At 50.8% G+C, this 20,525-nt stretch carries 8 protein-coding genes; 7 read left to right on the forward strand and 1 reads right to left on the reverse strand.

The window, feature by feature from the left end:
* The first annotated feature begins 41 nt into the window (after positions 1-41).
* The 7 genes from QFZ78_RS26730 to QFZ78_RS26760 all read left to right on the forward strand — a co-directional run bounded on the left by QFZ78_RS26730 (position 42) and on the right by QFZ78_RS26760 (position 19,974).
* On the forward strand, positions 42-5,924 hold the full coding sequence (locus QFZ78_RS26730; protein WP_307552080.1) for a pectinesterase family protein: 5,883 nt from the start codon (positions 42-44) through the stop codon (positions 5,922-5,924).
* 171 nt (positions 5,925-6,095) lie between these two features.
* Positions 6,096-8,807: a pectinesterase family protein gene (locus QFZ78_RS26735; RefSeq protein WP_307552081.1), complete on the forward strand. Its 2,712-nt coding sequence runs from the start codon at positions 6,096-6,098 to the stop codon at positions 8,805-8,807.
* 1 nt (position 8,808) lies between these two features.
* Complete coding sequence (locus QFZ78_RS26740; RefSeq protein ID WP_307552082.1) at positions 8,809-12,804, forward strand: pectinesterase family protein; 3,996 nt, start codon at positions 8,809-8,811, stop codon at positions 12,802-12,804.
* A gap of 217 nt (positions 12,805-13,021) precedes the next feature.
* Positions 13,022-15,742, forward strand: coding sequence for a pectinesterase family protein (locus QFZ78_RS26745; RefSeq protein WP_307552083.1), 2,721 nt, complete (start codon positions 13,022-13,024; stop codon positions 15,740-15,742).
* A gap of 219 nt (positions 15,743-15,961) precedes the next feature.
* Complete coding sequence (locus QFZ78_RS26750; protein ID WP_307552084.1) at positions 15,962-16,291, forward strand: hypothetical protein; 330 nt, start codon at positions 15,962-15,964, stop codon at positions 16,289-16,291.
* Positions 16,292-16,605: 314 nt separating this feature from the next.
* Positions 16,606-18,249: a pectate lyase gene (gene pelA / locus QFZ78_RS26755; protein WP_307552085.1), complete on the forward strand. Its 1,644-nt coding sequence runs from the start codon at positions 16,606-16,608 to the stop codon at positions 18,247-18,249.
* A 183-nt stretch (positions 18,250-18,432) separates the two neighbouring features.
* Positions 18,433-19,974, forward strand: coding sequence for a pectinesterase family protein (locus QFZ78_RS26760; RefSeq protein WP_307552087.1), 1,542 nt, complete (start codon positions 18,433-18,435; stop codon positions 19,972-19,974).
* A 316-nt stretch (positions 19,975-20,290) separates the two neighbouring features.
* On the opposite strand, the gene QFZ78_RS26765 is transcribed toward QFZ78_RS26760, so the two are convergent.
* On the reverse strand, positions 20,291-20,518 hold the full coding sequence (locus tag QFZ78_RS26765) for a DUF896 domain-containing protein (protein WP_307552088.1): 228 nt from the start codon (positions 20,516-20,518) through the stop codon (positions 20,291-20,293).
* Between the last annotated feature and the right edge of the window lie 7 nt (positions 20,519-20,525).

Here is a 20,525-nt window from a genome sequence, read left to right on the forward strand (position 1 = left end):
AGGGGGCATTCCTTCCTATATCCATTACAAGGAGGCACGTCATGAAGAAATGGTTTTCACAAATTCTTGTTACAGCTATACTTACCGCATCTATGCCTGTAAGCGCTCACGCAGAAGCGGCAGTCTCGCTTCCGGCATTCCCAGGCGCTGAAGGCGGAGGCAAATATGTGACCGGCGGGCGCGGTCAAGCGGTGTATGAGGTTACTACACTTGAGGATTACAATAGGACTGAGGCGCCGATTCCCGGCTCGCTGCGGCATGCAGTAAGCCAGAGTAACCAGACGATCGTCTTCCGCGTTGGAGGTACGATTCGATTGAAGGATAGCCTAAAAATTACAGGCTCGAACTTGACCATTGCAGGACAAACCGCTCCCGGCGACGGCATTACGGTAACCGATTACACGACGACCGTCGAGGCAGACAATGTCATTGTCCGGTATATGCGTTTCCGCCTGGGCGATCGTTATCCCAGTGAGGACGATGCCTTCGGTTTCCGCTATCGCAAAAACATCATCGTCGACCACTGCTCCTTCAGCTGGTCGGTCGATGAGGTGCTCAGTCTTTATGACAATCAGAACACGACGGTGCAGTGGTCGATCGCCGAGGAAAGCATGCTGATGACTACTCACCAAAAGGGAAGGCACGGCTACGGCGGCATCTGGGGAGGAAACAACGCAAGCTTCCTTCATAACCTTGTTGCCCACAACTTCAGCCGCAATGCGAGATTCCCAACGGACAAGAAAGAATATGACATCGTTGAGTCGACCAATAATGTTATTTACAATTGGGGCCTACTTTCCGCATATGGCACCGGCGGCGAAGGGCAGTACAACCTGAATAATAACTATTATAAATATGGTGCAAACACTTATTACAATGTGCGAAATCAGCTGTTCGATCAGCTCTCTTCTCCAAGCAAGATGTACGTAGGCGGAAATATTATGGATGGCGACGCTGCTGTCACATCGGACAACTGGCTTGGCGTGAAAATCGTTAAGGACCCTTCTTCGAAGCTTTCTCAGCCCGCGCAGGTTGCCGGCGGCTACGTTCCTGAATCCGCTCAGGACGCGTATAATCATGTCCTCGCAGGTGCGGGGGCTACTTTGCCAAAGCGTGATGCGATCGATGCCCGGGTCATCAATGACGTGAAAAACAGAACCGGCCAGCATATGAATTCCCCGCTTGAAGTGGGCGGATATCCCGATTATCCGGCAGTCGTCTCAACCGTAGTCGATCAGGATCATGACGGCATAGATGATGCTTGGGAATTGGAAAAGGGCTTATCCCCCGCAAACCCGAACGATCGGAACTTGGCGAATTTGTCTCCAGAAGGATACACGAACCTTGAGGTGTACCTCCACGACTTGATTGTCAAAGGAAACGCGGGCGGCAACAATACGGATAACCCGGTTGTCTCGATCACTTCCCCCGTTAATAACACCTTGAAGGATGCCGGAAGCCATGTAACCGTAGAGGCTTCAGCTTCCGACACTGACGGGATTGCCAAAGTTGAATTTATTGTTGACGGCACTGTCATAGCGGAGGATCGGGCGGCTCCGTACAGCTTCGATTGGAACGACGTGACCGACGGGACTCACTTCCTTGTCGTCCGCGCAACGGACAACGTCGGGCTGTCGACGCAATCGGATAATGTCGCTGTTCACGTAAACAAAACCGGTCCGATCGCTCCATGGCAGTCGCAAGATATTGGTTCTGTAGGTATCCCAGGCCATACGCAGCTGGAAGGTGACGCACAGACGGTAACGGTCAAAGCCGCAGGGGATATCGGAGGCACCGCCGATGCGTTTCACTTCGCGTATCAGTCGTTGACAGGCAACGGCGAAATCATCGCCCGGGTTGAGCATGTTACACCTACGGATGACAATGCGGAAGCGGGGGTCATGGTTCGTGAAACGCTGGACCCTTCCTCCAAGATGGCCTTGCTTGCGATTCCTTATGTCAAATTTGGCAAGAAAGGTGTCATAATCAGCCGTTCGGCGACAGGTGGAGATTCTGCGAGGGCGGAGCCGGATGATTTCATATCGACGCCTTATTGGGTAAAGCTCGTTCGACTCGGCAGCCAGTTGACAGGACTGATATCCGCAGACAAGACGAACTGGAAGCGGGTCTCATCCGTTGACATTCCGATGTCGGAAACCGTCTATATCGGGTTAGCGGTGGACGCCTCCAAGACGATAGACGACATTAATAAATACAACACTTCTTTATTCAGCGGCGTGGAACTTCATACGTTAGCCGCAGATTTTCCGACGCCTCCACAGGCGCCAGCGGCAGCGGCAGGACAAAATAAAGCGGTGCTGAGCTGGTCCCCGGTAAGCACTGCAACCAGCTACAACATCAAACGAAGCGACGTCCCCGGCGGCCCTTACACAACGATCATGCCAAACGCGACGTCATCGTCCTATACCGATACGAACTTAGTAACGGGTAAAACGTATTATTATGTCATTAGTGCGTTAAATGCGAATGGCGAAAGCTTCGATTCAACGGAGGTCAGCGCGACTCCAACAGGCGCTCCTGAGGTCATTTGGCTCGCTCAGGACAATTTTGAAGGAGATACCATTGGAGAAATGCCTGCCGGATACACCTTGGTCAATCCGATTCCGGCGACAGCCACGAATAAAGTGATTACACAGGCAGTTCCTGGAACGAGTACAGGGAACAGCTCGGGCAAAGTCATGCAGCTTTTTGATACAGGCACGGTGAACACCAGAGTTGCGAAGACCTTTACACCGCAAAAGGGTACAGTGATCCTCGAAGCGGATTACATGCAGCAATCGATGATCGGCTCTGCCGGCCTGCTCCAGCTGCAGACACCGGATGGCGGTAAGACGCCTTTGTCTTTGGAAATCCGCAAAGCGGATGGAACCAATAATGTGTTCGTCATCAACAATGGCGGTACGTACGTCAAGGTGACAAATGAGCTGCCGCCATTGAACCGTTGGATCAATTTCAAGATTGAAGCAAACGTTCAAACGGGCAAAGCAAAGATTTATGTAGATAATGTTCCGGCGGTGACTCCGGAAATTGATTTCCTCAGCACGGCTCTAGCCGATACGCAAGCAAAGGGAATTGGCCGTATTCATTTCTCCACACCGGGAAGTGGATCGGGCAGCCCCTATTGGGATAACGTGAAGGTGTATGTGGAGCCGGTAGCTTCTCCGAAGGGATTGGTTGCGGTACCGGGCAATGAAGCTGTTGAATTGAAATGGCCGGATGTACAAGGGGCGACCTCGTACAATGTGAAGCGAAGCGAAACGGATGGAGGCCCTTATACAACGATCCAATCTGAATCGCAGACAGCTTCGTTTATTGATAACACAGTAACGAACGAGAAGACGTATTACTACGTCGTTACGGCCAACGGAGTTGGCGGAGAATCCGCTGCTTCCAATCAGGTGCAAGTAACCCCGTCGGCATCCGCTATAAAGCCTGCGGCACCTACAGGACTGAAAACGGTGAGCCGGGATTCGCAATTGGATTTGAGCTGGAACGCCGTGGACAATGTAAATTTCTATACGGTGAAAAAAGCGGCCAGCCCATCGGGACCCTTCGAGGTCGTCGCTTCCAATATTACGGACTTGGCTTACCGGGTGGGCGGCGTGCCGGATGGCGTAACCGAATATTACGCAGTAACGGCTACGAATGTAGCGGGAGAAAGTGAAGTCTCGGCTTCTGTGAGCGGCGTTGCCCTTGCACAGATTGGTACGCCTAGCTTGACGGCGGAGGCGGGTGACGCCCAAGTAACGCTGAGCTGGACCCCGGCTGCACAAGCCAACCGTTATACGCTGAAACGGGCCACGAGCATAGAGGGGCCATATATGATTCTCGCTGCAGATGTGACGGGAACGAATTACACCGACACAAAGCTGGTTAACGGTCAGCCTTACTACTACAAAGTATCTGCCGCAAACGAGTCGGGTACCGGCTTGGAATCCACTGTTGCAGCGGCTCGCCCCGTACTGAACGTCGGCCAGCCGGATGTGCCGGTTGGCATCAAAGCGGATCCAGGAAATACGGAGATTCAGTTGACGTGGAATGCGGTCAGCGGTGCTGGCGATTACCAGGTGGTTCGCTCAACCAGCAAGAACGGACCATTCTCGGTTATCGCCGATCAAGTGGCTGGGCTGGCGTTCACCGATAAGGGGCTGGCCAATGATACAGCCTACTATTATGCTGTTGCGGCGCACAACGATAAAGGTCTTAGCTATCATTCCTTGCCGATTAAGGCAGTACCGGGCGCAGTACTCGCCGTGGCCAAGGATGGAAGCGGGCAATTCACAAAAATTGCGGATGCGGTCAATGCCGTTCCGGACAACAGCGAGAAACTTACCATCATTAAGGTGAAAAACGGTATTTATAACGAGAAGCTGCTTGTTCCCTCGACGAAAAAAATGATTACGATAATCGGAGAAAGCCGAGAAGGAACCGTTCTGTTAAATGGAGATTCCGCAAGCACGATCGGTCCTAACGGTCAGCCGCTTGGTACAAGCAACAGCTATACGCTTAGGACAGCGGGAACAGACTTTACACTGGAAAATATGACGGTTCAGAACAATGCCGGAAGGACTGCCGGGCAAGCCGTCGCACTCTATGCGGGAGGTGACCGGGGGATTTTCCGCAACGTGAAGCTGCTGGGTTACCAGGATACGCTTCAGACCGAAAAGGGACGACAGTATTTTGTTGACAGCCACATTGAGGGAACCGTCGACTTTATCTTCGGAAGCTCTGCGGCCGTATTCGAGAACAACATCATTCAAAGCGTTGGCCCCGGCTATGTGACGGCACCATCCACAGAAATGGGCAACCCGGGATATGTGTTTGTCAACAATCAACTGATTGCCAGCGCAGATGCGCCTGCCGGAACTGTAGACCTCGGCAGACCATGGAGAGATTACGGCAGCACGACGTATATCAATAACTACCTTGGAGAGCACATCCGGGCTACGGGATGGAACGAATGGGTTGACGGCCGTTCGAAGACTGCCCGCTTTTCAGAATACTTAAGTTACGGACCGGGTGCCAACCCGGCTGGGCGTGTCAATTGGTCGACACAATTGACAACGGAAGAAGCAGCTCAATATACCATAGAATCCACTCTTGGCGGCTCCGACGGTTGGAATCCGAAAGTGTTGATCGGGTTGATTGATAAAGCTCCGGTTGCTGTCGAGCGGGTGTCCTCCATCTCGGTAATTTCGGCGGGCGGAGCGAATTCGATCACGTCGAAGAATGGCTCACTGTCCTTGCGGGCATTGGTTCTTCCGGGCAATACGACAAATCCGGCGGTTGCTTGGGAAGTGTTTGAAAGCGACGGAATTACGCCTTCAAGCCGGGCGATGATTGACGCCGACGGATTGCTGACCGCGAAGAATAACGGAGTAGTCAAGGTTGTCGCGACCGCAAAAGACAGCAGCGGGGTTCATGGAAGTATGTATATTTTCATTAGCGGCCAAACGAGCATCCCTGCCGACTTGCCGATCGCAAAGCTTAGCGGGCCTGCGACCGTATATTCAGGGCAGGAGTTCAGCTACCGGGTAGGGTTAAGCAATGTTTCGTCCTCCCAATACTCGTCGGTGTATGCATTGGATTTCACCATGCAATTCGGGACGAACACTGTGGAATTTGTTTCCGCCGATTCGCTCAAACCGGGCTTCCAGATCATCGCTCAGAAGACGGATATTCCGGGTCAGGTGAGGATTATCGCGTCCAGTCTGGGATCTTCCAACGCCATAACCTCCAGCGGCGATATTATTGAATTGAAGTTTAAAGCGAAGCCGGTCTCGGGTACGGATGCAGCGACGCTTGGTTTCACTTCTTTTAAAGTCTCCAACGGGGCGGCTCAAAGCTTTGCTGTGTTGCAGGCTAATCCATCCATCATACAAGTTGCTCCTCCTGCCAAGTAAACGGGGCGGTAGAATACCAGTCTTTCGGCGCAGACGTCGCTTAAAACGGATTTGCGCCGATAGGCAAAGGGATGGGTGCGCAGATGGCTGTTGTCATTTAACATTTGTTTGCTCTGCAGCAATAAACGCAATTCGCCTTGAATAACGTTACATGAAAAGGAAGTGGTCTGGTTGAATAGGTTATTGAAAATTGGGTTGGCTGCACTTTTATTAACAGCATCCTTTCCTCAAATAGATAGCAAAGCAGCGGCCGCCGTGTCTGTGCCTTCCGGGAATACCGCGCTAATCAATGACGATTTTAATGGGGTAACCGATGCGACGGTGATGAAAACGACAAACCCTATGACGAAGGTAGCGGGTTATACGCCTACGATTACCGGCGCCAACAGCTCGATCGGCATTACCCAGGTTGGAATGGACGGAGGTGAAGCCGTGACTTCCGATGCTTTATTGCTCAGGGACCTGGACGGAAAGAACGGGCTTGGCCCAACTGTCGGTGACGGCAGCGGTTCCACGGCCATCGCCAAATCATTGGGACAAAATGTGAAAGAAGGCATCTTGACGATTGAGCAGGATATGTATTTCTTCGGAGACACAACTGTCCCGAACGGAACGAACGATATCAGCCGCGGTCGAACAGTCCTGGCCTTGTCCGGCGGGATCAATGATGCGAACCGTACGACGGATACGCTCGTTCAAGTCGACCTCAAAGGCGGCAGAATCGCATGGAAGGACAGTGCCGGAGCTTTTACCAATATTACACCGAACAGCGTCTCGAACGGGGTATGGTACCATTTGAAGGCAGTTGTCAACTTCACTTCGTTCCGTGCCGACTACTACGTTACCAAAATGAGCGACGGAACGGCGATCGGCAAGCTGGAGGGCCAACCGTTCTCGCTAAAAACGCTCGGTGCTGCGCCGACGGATTATGCGGTCGCCAAGTCGTATTCGGCAACTACCGGCGGCTTGACAGCGCAAAACATTTTGCTGGATAACATCATTGTCTACAAGCCGAATGCGCTGCCGGATGCGCCTGTCTGGGGAAGCCTTACGCCTTACGCCTCCAAAGTAAAAATGTTATGGAAGGCTGCGAAAAACGCAGAGTCGTATTCGATTCTGCGCGGCACGACTTCCGGCGGACCGTATACGACGATTGCTTCGGGGCTTCCTGTGACGCAATTGGATTATTACGACTCGACCGTAACGAATGATACGACCTACTACTATAAGATTAGCGCAGTCAATACATTCGGCAATAACGATTCGGTGGAGCAATCCGTAACGCCTACGGCATCTGCGGCGTTGCCCCAGCCTCCGGCGAATATAGCTGTTGTCGCCCGTGATTCAGCGGCAAGCCTAACATGGAGTCAGGTTTCAAGCGCAAGCCAGTATACGTTGAAGCGCAGCACGTCTTTGGAAGGACCGTATACAACCCTTTCAAGTACGCTGCCGTATACGCAAACAAGCTACTATGATTCAGGCTTAACGAACGGTACGACCTATTATTATACATTGGCAAGCCAAGCACCCGATGGAACGCCCGGCAACGATAGCACGCCTGTTGTTGCGAAGCTGACCGCACCGTTTGCGTCGCCTGCGAATGTTACTGCCAATATTGCCGATTCGCAGGTTGCCATAAGTTGGGAGCCTGTCAGCGGCGCAGCCTATTATACCGTGAAACGCAGCACGGACTCCGGCGGCCCCTACACAACGATCGCGGCAAACGTCGCCTCGGAGGGCTATACGGATGTAACGGCGGTCAACGGCACAACCTATTATTATGTGGTTTCCGCTTTCAACGGGCAGCTCGAAAGCATGAATTCCATACAAGTTGCCGCATCGCCTGCTTCCATAGCGGCAGGGGCGCCGGCCGCTCCAGGCGGAGTTGCCGTTAACCCCGGCAATAACAAGGTGGCATTGCAGTGGAATCCTGTGCCGGGAGCAGCTTCCTATTCGGTGAAGAGAGCGGTCTCGTTTGCCGGACCGTACACGGTATTGAGTACAGGCTTGACCGGAACAAACGCCAACGATGACACTGCTTCGAACGGCACGACCTACTACTATATCGTGACGGCAGCGAGTGCAAATGGAGAAGGTACGCCCAGCAAGCCGGCCATTGCGACGCCTGCGTCAATGATCGTCGTTGCGAAGGACGGTACGGGTGATTTCACTTCTATTCAAAATGCGGTAAATTCCATCGCATCGAACAATACGGTCAGAACCGTTATTTTCATCAAGAACGGCGTGTATAAGGAAAAAATCCTGGTCAATAAGCCTTATGTTAGCTTTGTCGGCGAAAGCCGGGACGGCACGATCCTGACCTACGACGACTATGCCTGCAAGGAGAGCGCGACCGGAACTCCGGCGGCTGCTGGCTTCTGCTCTGCTTTGCCTGCAGGAACGCTCATTTTGGGAACGGGAAACAGCTACTCGATCAGCGTAACCGGAACCAATTTCACGGCGGACAGCTTGACGATTCAAAATACAGCGTACCCGAGAACGTTGGTTGCACCGGCTGTTGCGTTGTCTGTGACGGGAGACCGCGCCGTATTTACGAACGTGAAGGTGCTCGGCTTCCAGGACACTCTCTATGCGAACAGCGGCAGACAATACTATAAGGACGTTATTATTGAAGGCGATGGCGATTATATCTTCGGCAATGCGAGGGCGGTCTTCGACAGCTCGGAGATCAAATTCGTAGGGAAGGCCGGAGGCCATATTACAGCCGCTTCAACGGATGCGACAGCTGAATTCGGTTACGTATTCCTCAACTCGAGATTGACACGAGGCACTTCTGCATTAAAATCTTCCGTAACGGTAAGGAAGCTGGGATTCCTCTTGGGATATCGATGCCAATATCAGCGCAACGAACAGCACCGTTGATTTGGGCAGACCTTGGAGGCCGTACGCCAATGTCAAATATATCAACAGCTGGATGGACGCCCATATCAAAGCCGTCGGTTGGGACAATTGGGGCAGTGCCAGCAATGAAACGACGGCCAGATACGGGGAGTATAACAGCAGCGGGCCGGGAGCCAATGCGAAGGGCAGGTTCAGCTGGACCAGACAATTAACGGCTAGTGAAGCCAATGAATATACGCCGCAGCGAATATTGGCGGGAGCCGATGGATGGGAGCCGACGTTAATCAGCATGCTGCCCGGACAAGAAGCTCCACAAGCACTGTCGGCTCCGGGAGGAGTGAACGCGACAGCGGGCAACGGGACAATTACGCTGAATTGGAGCCCTGTTGCTGGAGCCGCCTACTACAGCGTGCAACGCAGCACAACAAGCGACGGCAGCTTAACGGCGATCGCCGGTCCCGTATATGACACGACCTATATAGATTCTAACGTAGTGGCAGGCCAAACCTACTATTATACGGTGACCGCAAACAATGCGGATGGTCAAAGCGCGCCGTCTGCGACGGTAAGCAGCACAATAAAAGGGAGTGTGAATGCGGATATATCGGTTCTCCACTCCATTATTGTCAATGCCGAAGCTGCGGTCCTCGCCGCAGTGGAAGGAACGGGCACAGGGCAGTACCCGTCTGGAGCGAAGGCAACGTTCCAATCGGCGATCCAGGCCGCCAAGGCGGTGGAGAGCAATGGGGCATCGACACAGCAGGAGATCGATAAAGCTGCACTTGAGCTGAATAAGGCGATTCAAAATTTCTATAACACAGTCAATTTCAATTATGATCCTAAGGATGTCAACAAGGACGGGGCAATCGATATCGCAGATTTGGGATGGATCACTGCTCATTACGGCAAATCATCCGGGGATTCTGAATGGGACTTGGTCAAAGCGGGGGACATCAACCTGGACGGGAAAATCGATAATCAGGATCTGATGGTGATCGCTAATCTTATTCAGAACGTACCCGACAAAGTCGAACAGATTACCTACAAATTTAATTTTACCAATACAGCTAAAGACGGATACACGTCAGTGGTTTATGGCCTGAATAACGGTGCGCCGCTGTACAACTCTTCGGTTGGCTATGGCTTTGTTAATGAGACCAGCGCGCTGCCGGCAAGACAAGTGCATACGGCTCCAATTACTTCGGACGGAACCGGTTTTGTCATTAGCGAACCGCAATTTTATGCAGAGAAAGGCTTTGAGAAGGACAACTACAACAATTACGGCATGGCATTTCGGATCAAAGCTCCTCCGGGAGCGTACCAGGTCTACGTTAAAACAACCTCCGCTGCTGCGGACACAACCGTATCGGTTTCGGGCATGCAATCGAGCCGGCTTCTAAGAGGCGGGTTCTGGGATACAGCCCGGTTGGTGCCTATACGTAATTTCATTACTGCGAGCGGTAAGGAATGGACCTACAACTTTGTTAACGGCCAGAGCTTTATTGATATCGAGATTGAACCGAACAAAGTGAATACGCCTGTAGGCGTACAGGAAATCGTTCTTACACCGATCGCGCCCCAAACGCGCCCGGCTGGAAGTTCTCAGACGATTTATACGCTGGGGGATTCTACGGTCAAATCCTACACCTTTGATGAAACGCCGATGAGTGGCTGGGGTCAGGTATTTGACAATATGTTCGATTTGAGCAAAGTGAACGTCGTTAACTATTCGATGGGTGGACGTTCGTTCAAGAGCGCTTATACGGAAGGCCGTTTTAACGATATTCTGATGACGGGAAAAGTCGGAGACTACGTGCTGGTTCAGTTCGGTCATAATGACGAAAGTACGGATGAGAACCGTCGATTCGGCAGAGGCGCTACGGAAGCCATGTATGAATCTTTTATCAAGGATATGTATGTTCCTGCCATTCGGGCTCGCGGGATGATTCCCGTACTGGTGACGCCGATGTCCAGAGTCAACGGCGCCGCGCAGCCAGGATCTGTCTATACGAACTCTTTTAAAACCAGACTGTTCCCGGATATTATGAAAAAGGCAGCTGCGGAATTAGGAGTCACCGTTGTTGATCTGAACTCGGAAAGCCTCAAGTATTATAACGCTATAGGAGTCGAAGCGACGACCGCGATCGTCATGTCCATTGAAGCAGGGGAAACTCCGGGAAAAACGAACGATGGGAGCTACGCCAACGGACATCCGTCAAACAAAGTAGACGGAACTCACTATAAGGAAGCTCTTGGAAAACAATTTGCCCGAATCATCGTTACGGACATCGCGAACAAGGGAGCAGCAGGCGATCCGAAAGCCGCGGATATTGCTTCTTATCTGAAGCAAGACGTCAAGGATGCCGTCGCATCGAATGATTGGGTGCACATTTTCCCTGAAATGGCCAAGGATACAACGATCGGCGCAGGTTCTTACTATCGGAATCAGATTGAGAAAATGCTTCAGTTTGGTGTTATGTACAAGGATAGCAATGGAAACTTTAATCCCGATGTGAATATGACGGTGGGCGAATTCATTACGGCCCTCAGCGAGCTTATGGACGTGGATATATCGACATCGTCGGAATATACGAGCGGAATTCTTTCGCGAGAGGTGATGGGCTCTATTCTGGATGACGCATATCGCGCCAAGTTCGGCACTACGAAGCCGAAGTACATGACCGACTATAACGGCACGACCTCTGTGCCTGGCAGCCCGAACTATGATCCGAATCTGGATGCCGGCGCCAAAGGAGTTATGTACTATCCGCTAGTTTCCTACGAGCAGCTAACGGATATAGCCGATATATCGCCGGCTTTGGTCAATAAGGTTAAGGATGCATATGAATTGGGTCTCATCCGCTCAGAGAAGGGTATCGCCAGAGGCAAGATGATCAACGGAACAGAGCTTGAACCGAAGAAGAGCGTTACAAGAGCGAAAGCGGCTAAAGCATTATATTTTATGTGGGTGCTTGTACAACCGGTAAATGCTGAAAATGATTTTGTCACCGTCCACATCGACAAAATCGCGCCAACGGCAACAGTGGCCTACAGCACGACATTGCCGACCAACCAAGATGTAGTTGCAACCATTACGCCAAGCGAAGCAGTAACTGTTACCAACAATGGTGGTTCAACCAGCTATACGTTTGCTGACAATGGCAGCTTTACTTTCGAGTTTGTTGACGCGGCGGGCAATCAAGGCTCAGTTGTAGCCGCCGTGTACAACATCGACAAAGTAGCGCCAACGGCAACAGTGGCCTACAGCACGACATTGCCGACCAACCAAGATGTCGTTGCAACCATTACGCCAAGCGAAGCTGTAACTGTTACCAACAATGGTGGTTCAAACAGCTATACGTTTGCTGACAATGGCAGCTTTACATTCGAGTTTGTTGATGCGGCGGGCAATCAAGGCTCTGTTGTAGCCGCCGTGTACAACATCGACAAAGTAGCGCCAACGGCAACAGTGGCCTACAGCACGACATTGCCGACCAATCAAGATGTAGTTGCAACCATTACGCCAAGCGAAGCTGCTGCGATCACCAATAATGGCGGTTCCACGAGCTATACATTCACGGCCAATGGCAGCTTCACCTTTGAATTCATGGATGAAGCCGGAAATAAAGGAACGGCTACGGCCACCGTCAGTAACATCGATACAACAGTGCCGACATTAATACTGATTCCGGATAAGCAGACTTTATCGACTGCGAATCATAAGCTGGTAACCGTTAGTATGAGCGTCTATGGACAGGATGAAGGCGCCGGTGTCAATACGATCGTGCTGACCTCGATCACAAGCAATGAGCCGGACGACGGCTTGGGTGATGGAGACACGGCGGGAGATATTCAGGATGCCGTTATCGGAACTTTCGATACGGAGTTTCAACTGCGGGCAGAACGGTCCGGCAAAGGGCAAGGACGCATTTATCTGATTACTTATACGATTACCGATCTCGCAGGAAACCAAACGACGGCTACTGCTGAGGTTACGGTACCGCATGACAGCAAATAACTAGTTACGAAGTGACGAAAGGGAGCGATGCAACACCTCCGGACCCGAAACTGGGTCTTGGAGGTGTAAAATAAAGTTCGCTTCTATTAAATGCGATACGATGAAAGCGATTACAAACCGAAGATGGAGGTGTATATCACCATATAAAATTTGAGAATCGGTAGTGCGGATTCTTGTTTTCGACATGATGTTGATACTATTCATTAGGAGGAAGCGTATGAGAAAAAGTATTTTGGCTATTGTATGTTTGATGTTATTGCTTTCATGGATTCAGATCGGAAACCCCATGGCTTCGAGTGTAGCGTTTGCCGAAGATATTCCGAGTCTGTCCGGCGTACCGACCAATCTTACGGCCAATCCCAGAAACAGCCAGGCAGATCTGACCTGGAATCCACCGGTTGAAGGGTATCCGGTCATCGCATACAGGCTTTACCGGAGCACCGATCATGCTGGCCCCTTCACCAAAATTGCCGATGTACTGGACACCAAGTACCGTGATTTCGGACTGGACAACGGTACTAGATACTATTATCAGGTCACATCCGTAAGTATAGGGGAAAGCGCGCCATCTACCGCTGCCGACGTTGTACCGATGGCGCCGCTCGATGCTCCAACCGGTTTGACGGCTATAAGCGGCGACGGTCAGGTTACGATCCGCTGGAACCAGGTTGCTGGAGCTCTATCTTACGATGTGAAGCGCAGTACGGAAAATGGCCGAAACTATGAGACGGTTGTTTCGGGTGTAACAGATCTCCAATATACAGATTCAACGGTAAGCAACGGCACCAGTTATTACTATGTCGTATCGGCCGCAAGCCCGGCGACTGCAAGCGCCAATTCCGCATCCGTTCAGGTAGTCCCTGTGCCGAGCGGAGCGCCTGCAATTCCGGACAGCATTCAAGCTGTTGCCGGCAATGCCCAGGTCATATTGACCTGGCGAGAGGTCAGCGGGGCGGTATCGTATACCGTCAAACGTGGTGCATTCGGCAGCGGTCAATATGAGACGATTAAGACCGGTATTCCCGGGACAAGCTTTCAGGACGCGGGCCTTGTCAATGGCGTAACCTACGATTATGTGATTTCAGCGGTAAACGACCATGGGGAAAGCTATCATTCCGAACCGATCGCTGTCACCCCTGCGGATGTTTTGGTCGTTGCGAAAGATGGAACGGGTGATTTTACAACGATTCAAGCGGCATTGAATGCGGTTCCGGCCAGTAACACCAAAAGGACCGTTATCTATATTCGCAACGGCGTCTATCGAGAGCAAATTGTCGTACCGGCAAACAAGCCGTATGTAAGCCTTGTCGGCGAAAGCGCAACCGGAACGATTCTCGTCTACCATCTTAACGTGAATTCCAAGAAACCTGACGGTACGCCGTATAGTACGACCGAAACGGTCACGGCCCTCGTGCAAGGCAAAGATTTTTCGGCCGAAAACATGACCATCCAGAACGACTCCGGTCAAGGCACCGGTCAGGCGCTCGCCGGTTTTCTAAGCGGGGACCGCGGTGTATACAAAAATATCCGTTTCCTCGGCTTCCAGGATACGATCTACATTGATAAACGGCAGTATTTCAAAGACTGCTATATCGAAGGCGACGTCGATTTCATTTACGGTCCGGCGACCGCGTTCTTCGAAAACAATGAGTTGCACAGCAATCGCCTGAAAGGCGGTTATATAACCGCGGCAAGTACGCCGGAGACTACAACCTACGGGTATGTCTTTGTAAATTCGAAGATCACCTCCGATCCGGGGGTAAATAACGTCGTCTTTGGAAGACCGTGGCGTCCGTACGCTGCAGTGGCTTTTATCGACACGATGATCGACTCGTCGATCGCACCTTCCGGCTGGAATAACTGGGGCGATCCGAATAAGGAGAAAACGGCCAGATACTCCGAGTATAACAGCCGGGGACCGGGTGCGAATCCGAAAGCGCGTGCAGGCTGGTCGATACAGCTTACACCGGAGGAAGCAAGTCAGTACACGGTACAAAACGTATTAAAAGGAACTGACAACTGGAACCTGCTGCGCACCGGCATCATTCCGTTAACAGATAATACGCCTCCGGTTACAACCCTGACATCGTATACGGACGGGCAATATTTAAATGTAAACACTCCGACATTCACGTGGAGCTTCAGTGATGCGGATGCGGGCGACGCACAGCGTGCTTATCAGGTGCAAGGATCGAAAGACAATTGGCAGACGACGGCTTGGGATTCCGGGGAAATGGTCGATGCCGCGACGTCGTATCAAGCTCCAATGATGCAGGATTACGATAACTGGAGCATTCGGGTTCGGACGCAAGATACCCGGGGGGCTTGGTCGAAGTGGGCTTATCGAACATTAGCCATAGATACCGCAGCTCCGACAGCCAAGGTGGTATACAGCACCGTGGCGATGACAAACCAGGATGTTATCGCCACGATCGAGCCCGATGAGCAAGTGAGGATAACCAATAACAACGGAGCTTCAAGCTATACGTTCAGTCAGAATGGCAGCTTTACGTTTGAATTCATGGATAGGGCGGGCAATACAGGAACGGTTGTAGCATCAGTAAACAACATTGACAAGACGGCGCCGACGCTTCATATCGTTCTTGACAAGACAACGCTCTTGCCGGTGAACCATCAGTTGGAAACCGTAAATGCCAGCATCTATTCGGAGGATGGCATTTCGGGGATCGACTCGGTCGTGCTGATCTCCATAACGAGCAACGAACCGGACGACGGCCTGGGCGACGGAGATCAACCGAATGATATACAAGGAGCAGAGTACGGTACCCCGGATACTTCATTTATGCTGCGTGCAGAACGAGCGGGTACCGGTTCCGGGCGCGTTTATACGATCACATATACCGCAACCGATAAAGTGGGGAATAAGACGACGGTCTCGGTAACTGCAACCGTACCCCGCGATCAGTCAAGCAAGTAAAACGATATTGAAGTTTGCTTCCAGGGTTAAGGGCATCCCGACAGCGTCTGGGGAAGATTACTCAACCTCGCCGTAAGTCCCTTACCTGAGTCTGCAATTATCCTTAAGCGTAGATGTCATGAGAACAAAACATTTCGAAATTACGTCAATACGGTTACCAACAATGGCGGTTCCACGAGCTACACATTCACGGCCAATGGCAGCTTCACCTTTGAATTCATGGATGAAGCCGGAAATAAAGGAACGGCTACGGCCACCGTCAGCAACATCGATACGACAGCGCCGACATTGACATTGATTCCGGATAAAAGGTCTTTATCGCCTGCTAATCATAAGCTGGTATCTGTTCAAATGAGCGTCTATGGGCAGGATGAAGGCTCGGGTGTCAGTACGATCGTGCTGACCTCGATTACGAGCAATGAGCCTGACGACGGCTTGGGTGACGGAAACACAGCGGGGGATATCGTCGGAGCCGACATTGGAACTTTCGATATGGAATTTCAATTGCGCGCAGAACGTTCCGGAAAAGGCAAGGGCGCATCTACCTAATAACGTACACGGTTACTGATCTCGCAGGAAGCCAATCGACGGCCACTACTGAGGTTATTGTGCCGCATGACAACAAATAACTAGTCGGGTAATTTTAAGGTCATGGGGGAATACATATTAAGCGAAGTCGCGCTGGATAGTATTTCCCCCTTTCATTTACGGGAAGAAACTGGGCAAGAGCGTGGTCTTCCTTTTTATCATGTGGGGAGGTGAGGTCGATGTAACCATGATCAGCAGCCGACGTTGTCACGCAAATCAATTGAAGGAGGTAAGAATAACACCATAACAAAACCAATAATTAGGAGGTTTAGAGAATGGGCCAAATCATAAATAATAGCCGGAAAGTTTGCAGTATGGTTCTTGTGCTAGCGTTACTCTTTTCGATTCACGTTTCTTTCCCGCAGACCGCCTCAGCGGCCGCACTGTTCTCAGATGATTTCAATGACGGCAATGCAAACGGCTGGATGGCCACCTCGGGAACTTGGGGGATTGTCACCGACGGCACCCCTGCTTACAAGCAATCCGGCACGAGCGAAGGTCGCACCTCAACTGGAAGCTCAAGCTGGAAGGACTACAGCGTACAGGCCAAAGTCAAGCTCGATACGTTCAATGCGGGAAATCGTGTTTATTTGGCTGCCCGTTATGTTGATGGGAACAACTACTATGGTGCATCCTTGTACAACAATAACGGGGGTACATTGGAAATACGGAAAAAAGTAAGCGCTTCCTCCAGTACGCTCGCCAGCAAATCCTATGCCCTTACGACCGGTACCTGGTACGATGTGAAGCTTGTCGTAGAAGGTACTTCCATTCGACTTTACGTTAACGGTGTGCTTCAGTTGTCCGCAACAGACAGCAGCCTGAGCACGGGAGCTATCGGTCTTATCACGCAGGGTGGTGCAATGGCCAAATACGACGACATCATCGTTAATGATTTCTCTGCCGTTAATGCTGACAGCATGTTTACCAGCTTTCGAAATTTCAGTGATTTCGTCACCGGCAATTTAACGACCGACTCGACCTATGCTACGAATATTGTTTCTTGGCAAATGCCTCATGGGGGATTTTTCAAAGCAATGTCAACCAAATACAACTCCCCGTGGAACGGCACTGATCCCCGCTCGGAATGGATCAATTCCAGTGGCGTTGAGCTTGGAACGTTTGATAACCTAGCCACAATCAAGGAGATCCGATTCCTTGCCGACATGTATAAAAAAACGGGCAACACCGCCTTCAAGACAAGTGCCAGGAAAGCCGTCGACTTTATTTTGAACTCCCAGTATGCCTCTGGCGGCTGGCCTCAAGTGTATCCGGCCCGCGGGAATTATTCTGACTACGTGACGTTCAATGACGATGCAATGGTGCGCGTTTTGGTTCTGGTGGATGATATGATCAATAACCGATATGCTTTCGATACCGATATTTTAACCTCCACGCAGCGCACCAATCTGCAAACTGCGCTTGACAAAGGCATCCAGTATATTCTTAATTCCCAAATCGTCATGAACGGAACGCTCACCGTATGGTGCGCTCAGCATGACCCGGTCACCTACGCACCTAAAGGCGCACGCGCTTATGAGCTGCCTTCTAAGTCCGGTAGGGAATCCGTCGGGATCATCGCCTTCCTCATGTCCAGACCTCAAACGCCTGCCATCCGCAATGCGGCCCGCAGCGCGCTGGAATGGTTTGATACGGTTCGAGTAGACGGCATGGCATACGATGGTGACGGTCCAGACTTCTTTGTTTCTAATCCAAGCAAAACCCTGTGGTACCGATTCTACAACCTGGAAGATAACAACTATTTTTTCTCAGACCGGGACGGCCTCAAATATTTCAACATCATGGACATCAGCGAAGAAAGAAGGCTAGGCTATTCGTGGGCTGGGGAGTATGGAACGAAACTGCTGAAGCTGGCTGCAACGAGCGGCTACTTCACATTGAAAAAACCGATTCCATAAGCTGATCCGAAGCGTTACTTTATTACCACGATCGGAAGGCGAGTCCGGGGGATGATTGGACTCGCCTTTCTACAGCTTTTGGTAGCAAACAGATGGGAGAAGAAAAGGTTGGAGGACACACCAAGGAACGAATGTTCAGGTTGAATGAGAATCAATAACTGAACCCGAGGGAGGTATTTTTTCATGTTAAAATGGTCATCTTTCAGCTTAACGGTTGTACTTTCCACCTTTTTATTCGGTATTATTCCTGCAAGCAACGCTTTGGCAGCGATGGTGCTGACCGATAGCAATTTCAACAGCACTTCGGCAGGCTCACAGCCTTCTGGGTTTACCATTTCAGAGGCTGGCGGCACGGTCCGTGTGGGGGCTGTGCCTAGTTCGTCAAACCGCAGCGTTTTTTTGAACGACTCGAGTACAACGGCTACAGTCAATCTGAAAAAGTCATTTGCGGCTCAAACAGGTAAAGTAGATGCCGAGTTCAAGTTTATGCAGTCAACATTGCGGAACAACACGAAAGTATTCCGGCTGCTCAGCGGAACGTCAGCAGGCATTTCTATCGAAACTATCAATGGGAACATCTCTTATCGGAACCCGGATAACACATACGTCACGCTTCAAAGCGGTTATGTCGCCAACACGTGGTACAGCATCCGGATTGTAGCTGATCCGTCTGCCGATAAAGCCGATGTTTACGTCAACGGTTTGAAGATAGCGAGTGACGTCGCCTTTTATACGGCTGTTTCCAGCATTGATGGTTACGAGTCCTATACGCCGAACTCAACGGCTGGCTCCCACTATCTGGACGATATTCTCGTCAAAGATGTGACGACTGGCATTCCGTCGGGTGCGCTCGTCGTAAGCGCAAGCGGCGGAGCGGGTGTGTACACGACCGTTAAGGCAGCTATTGAAGCCATTCCGGCAAATAATACGACACCTAGAACGATTTATGTCAAAAACGGAACCTATACAGAAAAAATTACGTTTCCCGCCAATAAACCGTATATAACACTCATTGGAGAAAGCGCCGCTGGGACCATATTAACGTATACCGATACGGCCAGCTCTGCAGGAGGGACGACCAACAGCTCAAGTGTATTTGTATTAGGGAATGATTTCACCGCTGAAAACATTACTTTTCGCAATACCGCAGGGCCAACAGCCGGTCAGGCCGTTGCATTGTTCGTAGCCGGAGACAGGGCAGCGTTCTACAATGTGCGGATTTTGGGAAATCAGGATACGTTGTACACAAAGGCAGGCAGGCATTATTACCGGGATTCCTATATCGAGGGAACCGTTGATTATATTTTTGGTTCGGCAACGGCTGTTTTTGAAAGCTGTGAAATCAAAAGCCTTGGCAATGGCTTTGTGACGGCAGCATCGACAGACCAAACGACTGGATACGGATATGTGTTCATAAACAGCAGTCTGACCCGTTCGGGATCGTTGGACGATACTGTTTATTTAGGGCGTCCATGGCGGCCATACGCATCTGTAACGTATTTGTATTCGTATATGAATACGCACATTATCCCGGCTGGCTGGAACAATTGGGGGGATCCGGCGAACGAAAGCACGGCCCGTTTCACCGAATATGGCAGCACAGGTCCGGGCGTTTCTACAACAGGCCGAGTTACCTGGTCCGAACAGCTGAGTGCTTCACAGGCTGCGGGGATCAATACGCAATCTGTACTGGCCGGAATCGATGGCTGGGATCCTGCACATTGAACAGGAAGTGAATTGATTTCGGCAAGAGCGGAGCCGGATGATTACATTTCGACGCCATACTGATCGGGCTTGGACTCTGAAGGTGATATTTCTTGCCCATACTCCGGTTTAGTCATACATGAGAGCAAATATTGCAAAGGTTGAGCAAATACAGCAACATTGGTGTGGAGAGGTATAAGCGGGTATGCCGATTTCAATTGGTATCACGTGGAGAATAAGGACTCTTTGAACGATTTCACTGAATAATAAGTATAGTAAAACCTTCCAATACGTTACTTGGAAGGTTTTTTACATTATTTATTTAGATTCGTGAAATTTATTTTGCAGCTAGTTTGGCCTGTTCTTTTTTTAATCTTTCAGGGGTAACATTATCTCCGTTCGGATCAATAATTGAAGAATTCAAGAGCAAGCTATCTATTGAACCACGAAATATTTGAAGATATTCTTTACGCAGATTGGCTTGTTCTGTTTTTTCAATCTCGGTTAATCCGATTTCTTTCTCTATTCTTGAAAGCACATTTATTTTATTTAAAATGGTAAGCATAGTGAAC

It is taken from the genome of Paenibacillus sp. V4I5 (genome assembly GCF_030817255.1).
Classification (GTDB): Bacteria; Bacillota; Bacilli; order Paenibacillales; family NBRC-103111; genus Paenibacillus_E.

Bases quoted from the DNA above. Each gene is read 5' to 3' on its own strand.
- QFZ78_RS26760 (WP_307552087.1), top strand. From the start codon at position 18,433: ATGTTAAAATGGTCATCTTTCAGCTTAACGGTTGTACTTTCCACCTTT.
- QFZ78_RS26765 (WP_307552088.1), bottom strand. From the start codon at position 20,518: ATGCTTACCATTTTAAATAAAATAAATGTGCTTTCAAGAATAGAGAAA.
- QFZ78_RS26750 (WP_307552084.1), top strand. From the start codon at position 15,962: ATGGATGAAGCCGGAAATAAAGGAACGGCTACGGCCACCGTCAGCAAC.
- pelA (WP_307552085.1), top strand. From the start codon at position 16,606: ATGGGCCAAATCATAAATAATAGCCGGAAAGTTTGCAGTATGGTTCTT.
- QFZ78_RS26730 (WP_307552080.1), top strand. From the start codon at position 42: ATGAAGAAATGGTTTTCACAAATTCTTGTTACAGCTATACTTACCGCA.
- QFZ78_RS26745 (WP_307552083.1), top strand. From the start codon at position 13,022: ATGAGAAAAAGTATTTTGGCTATTGTATGTTTGATGTTATTGCTTTCA.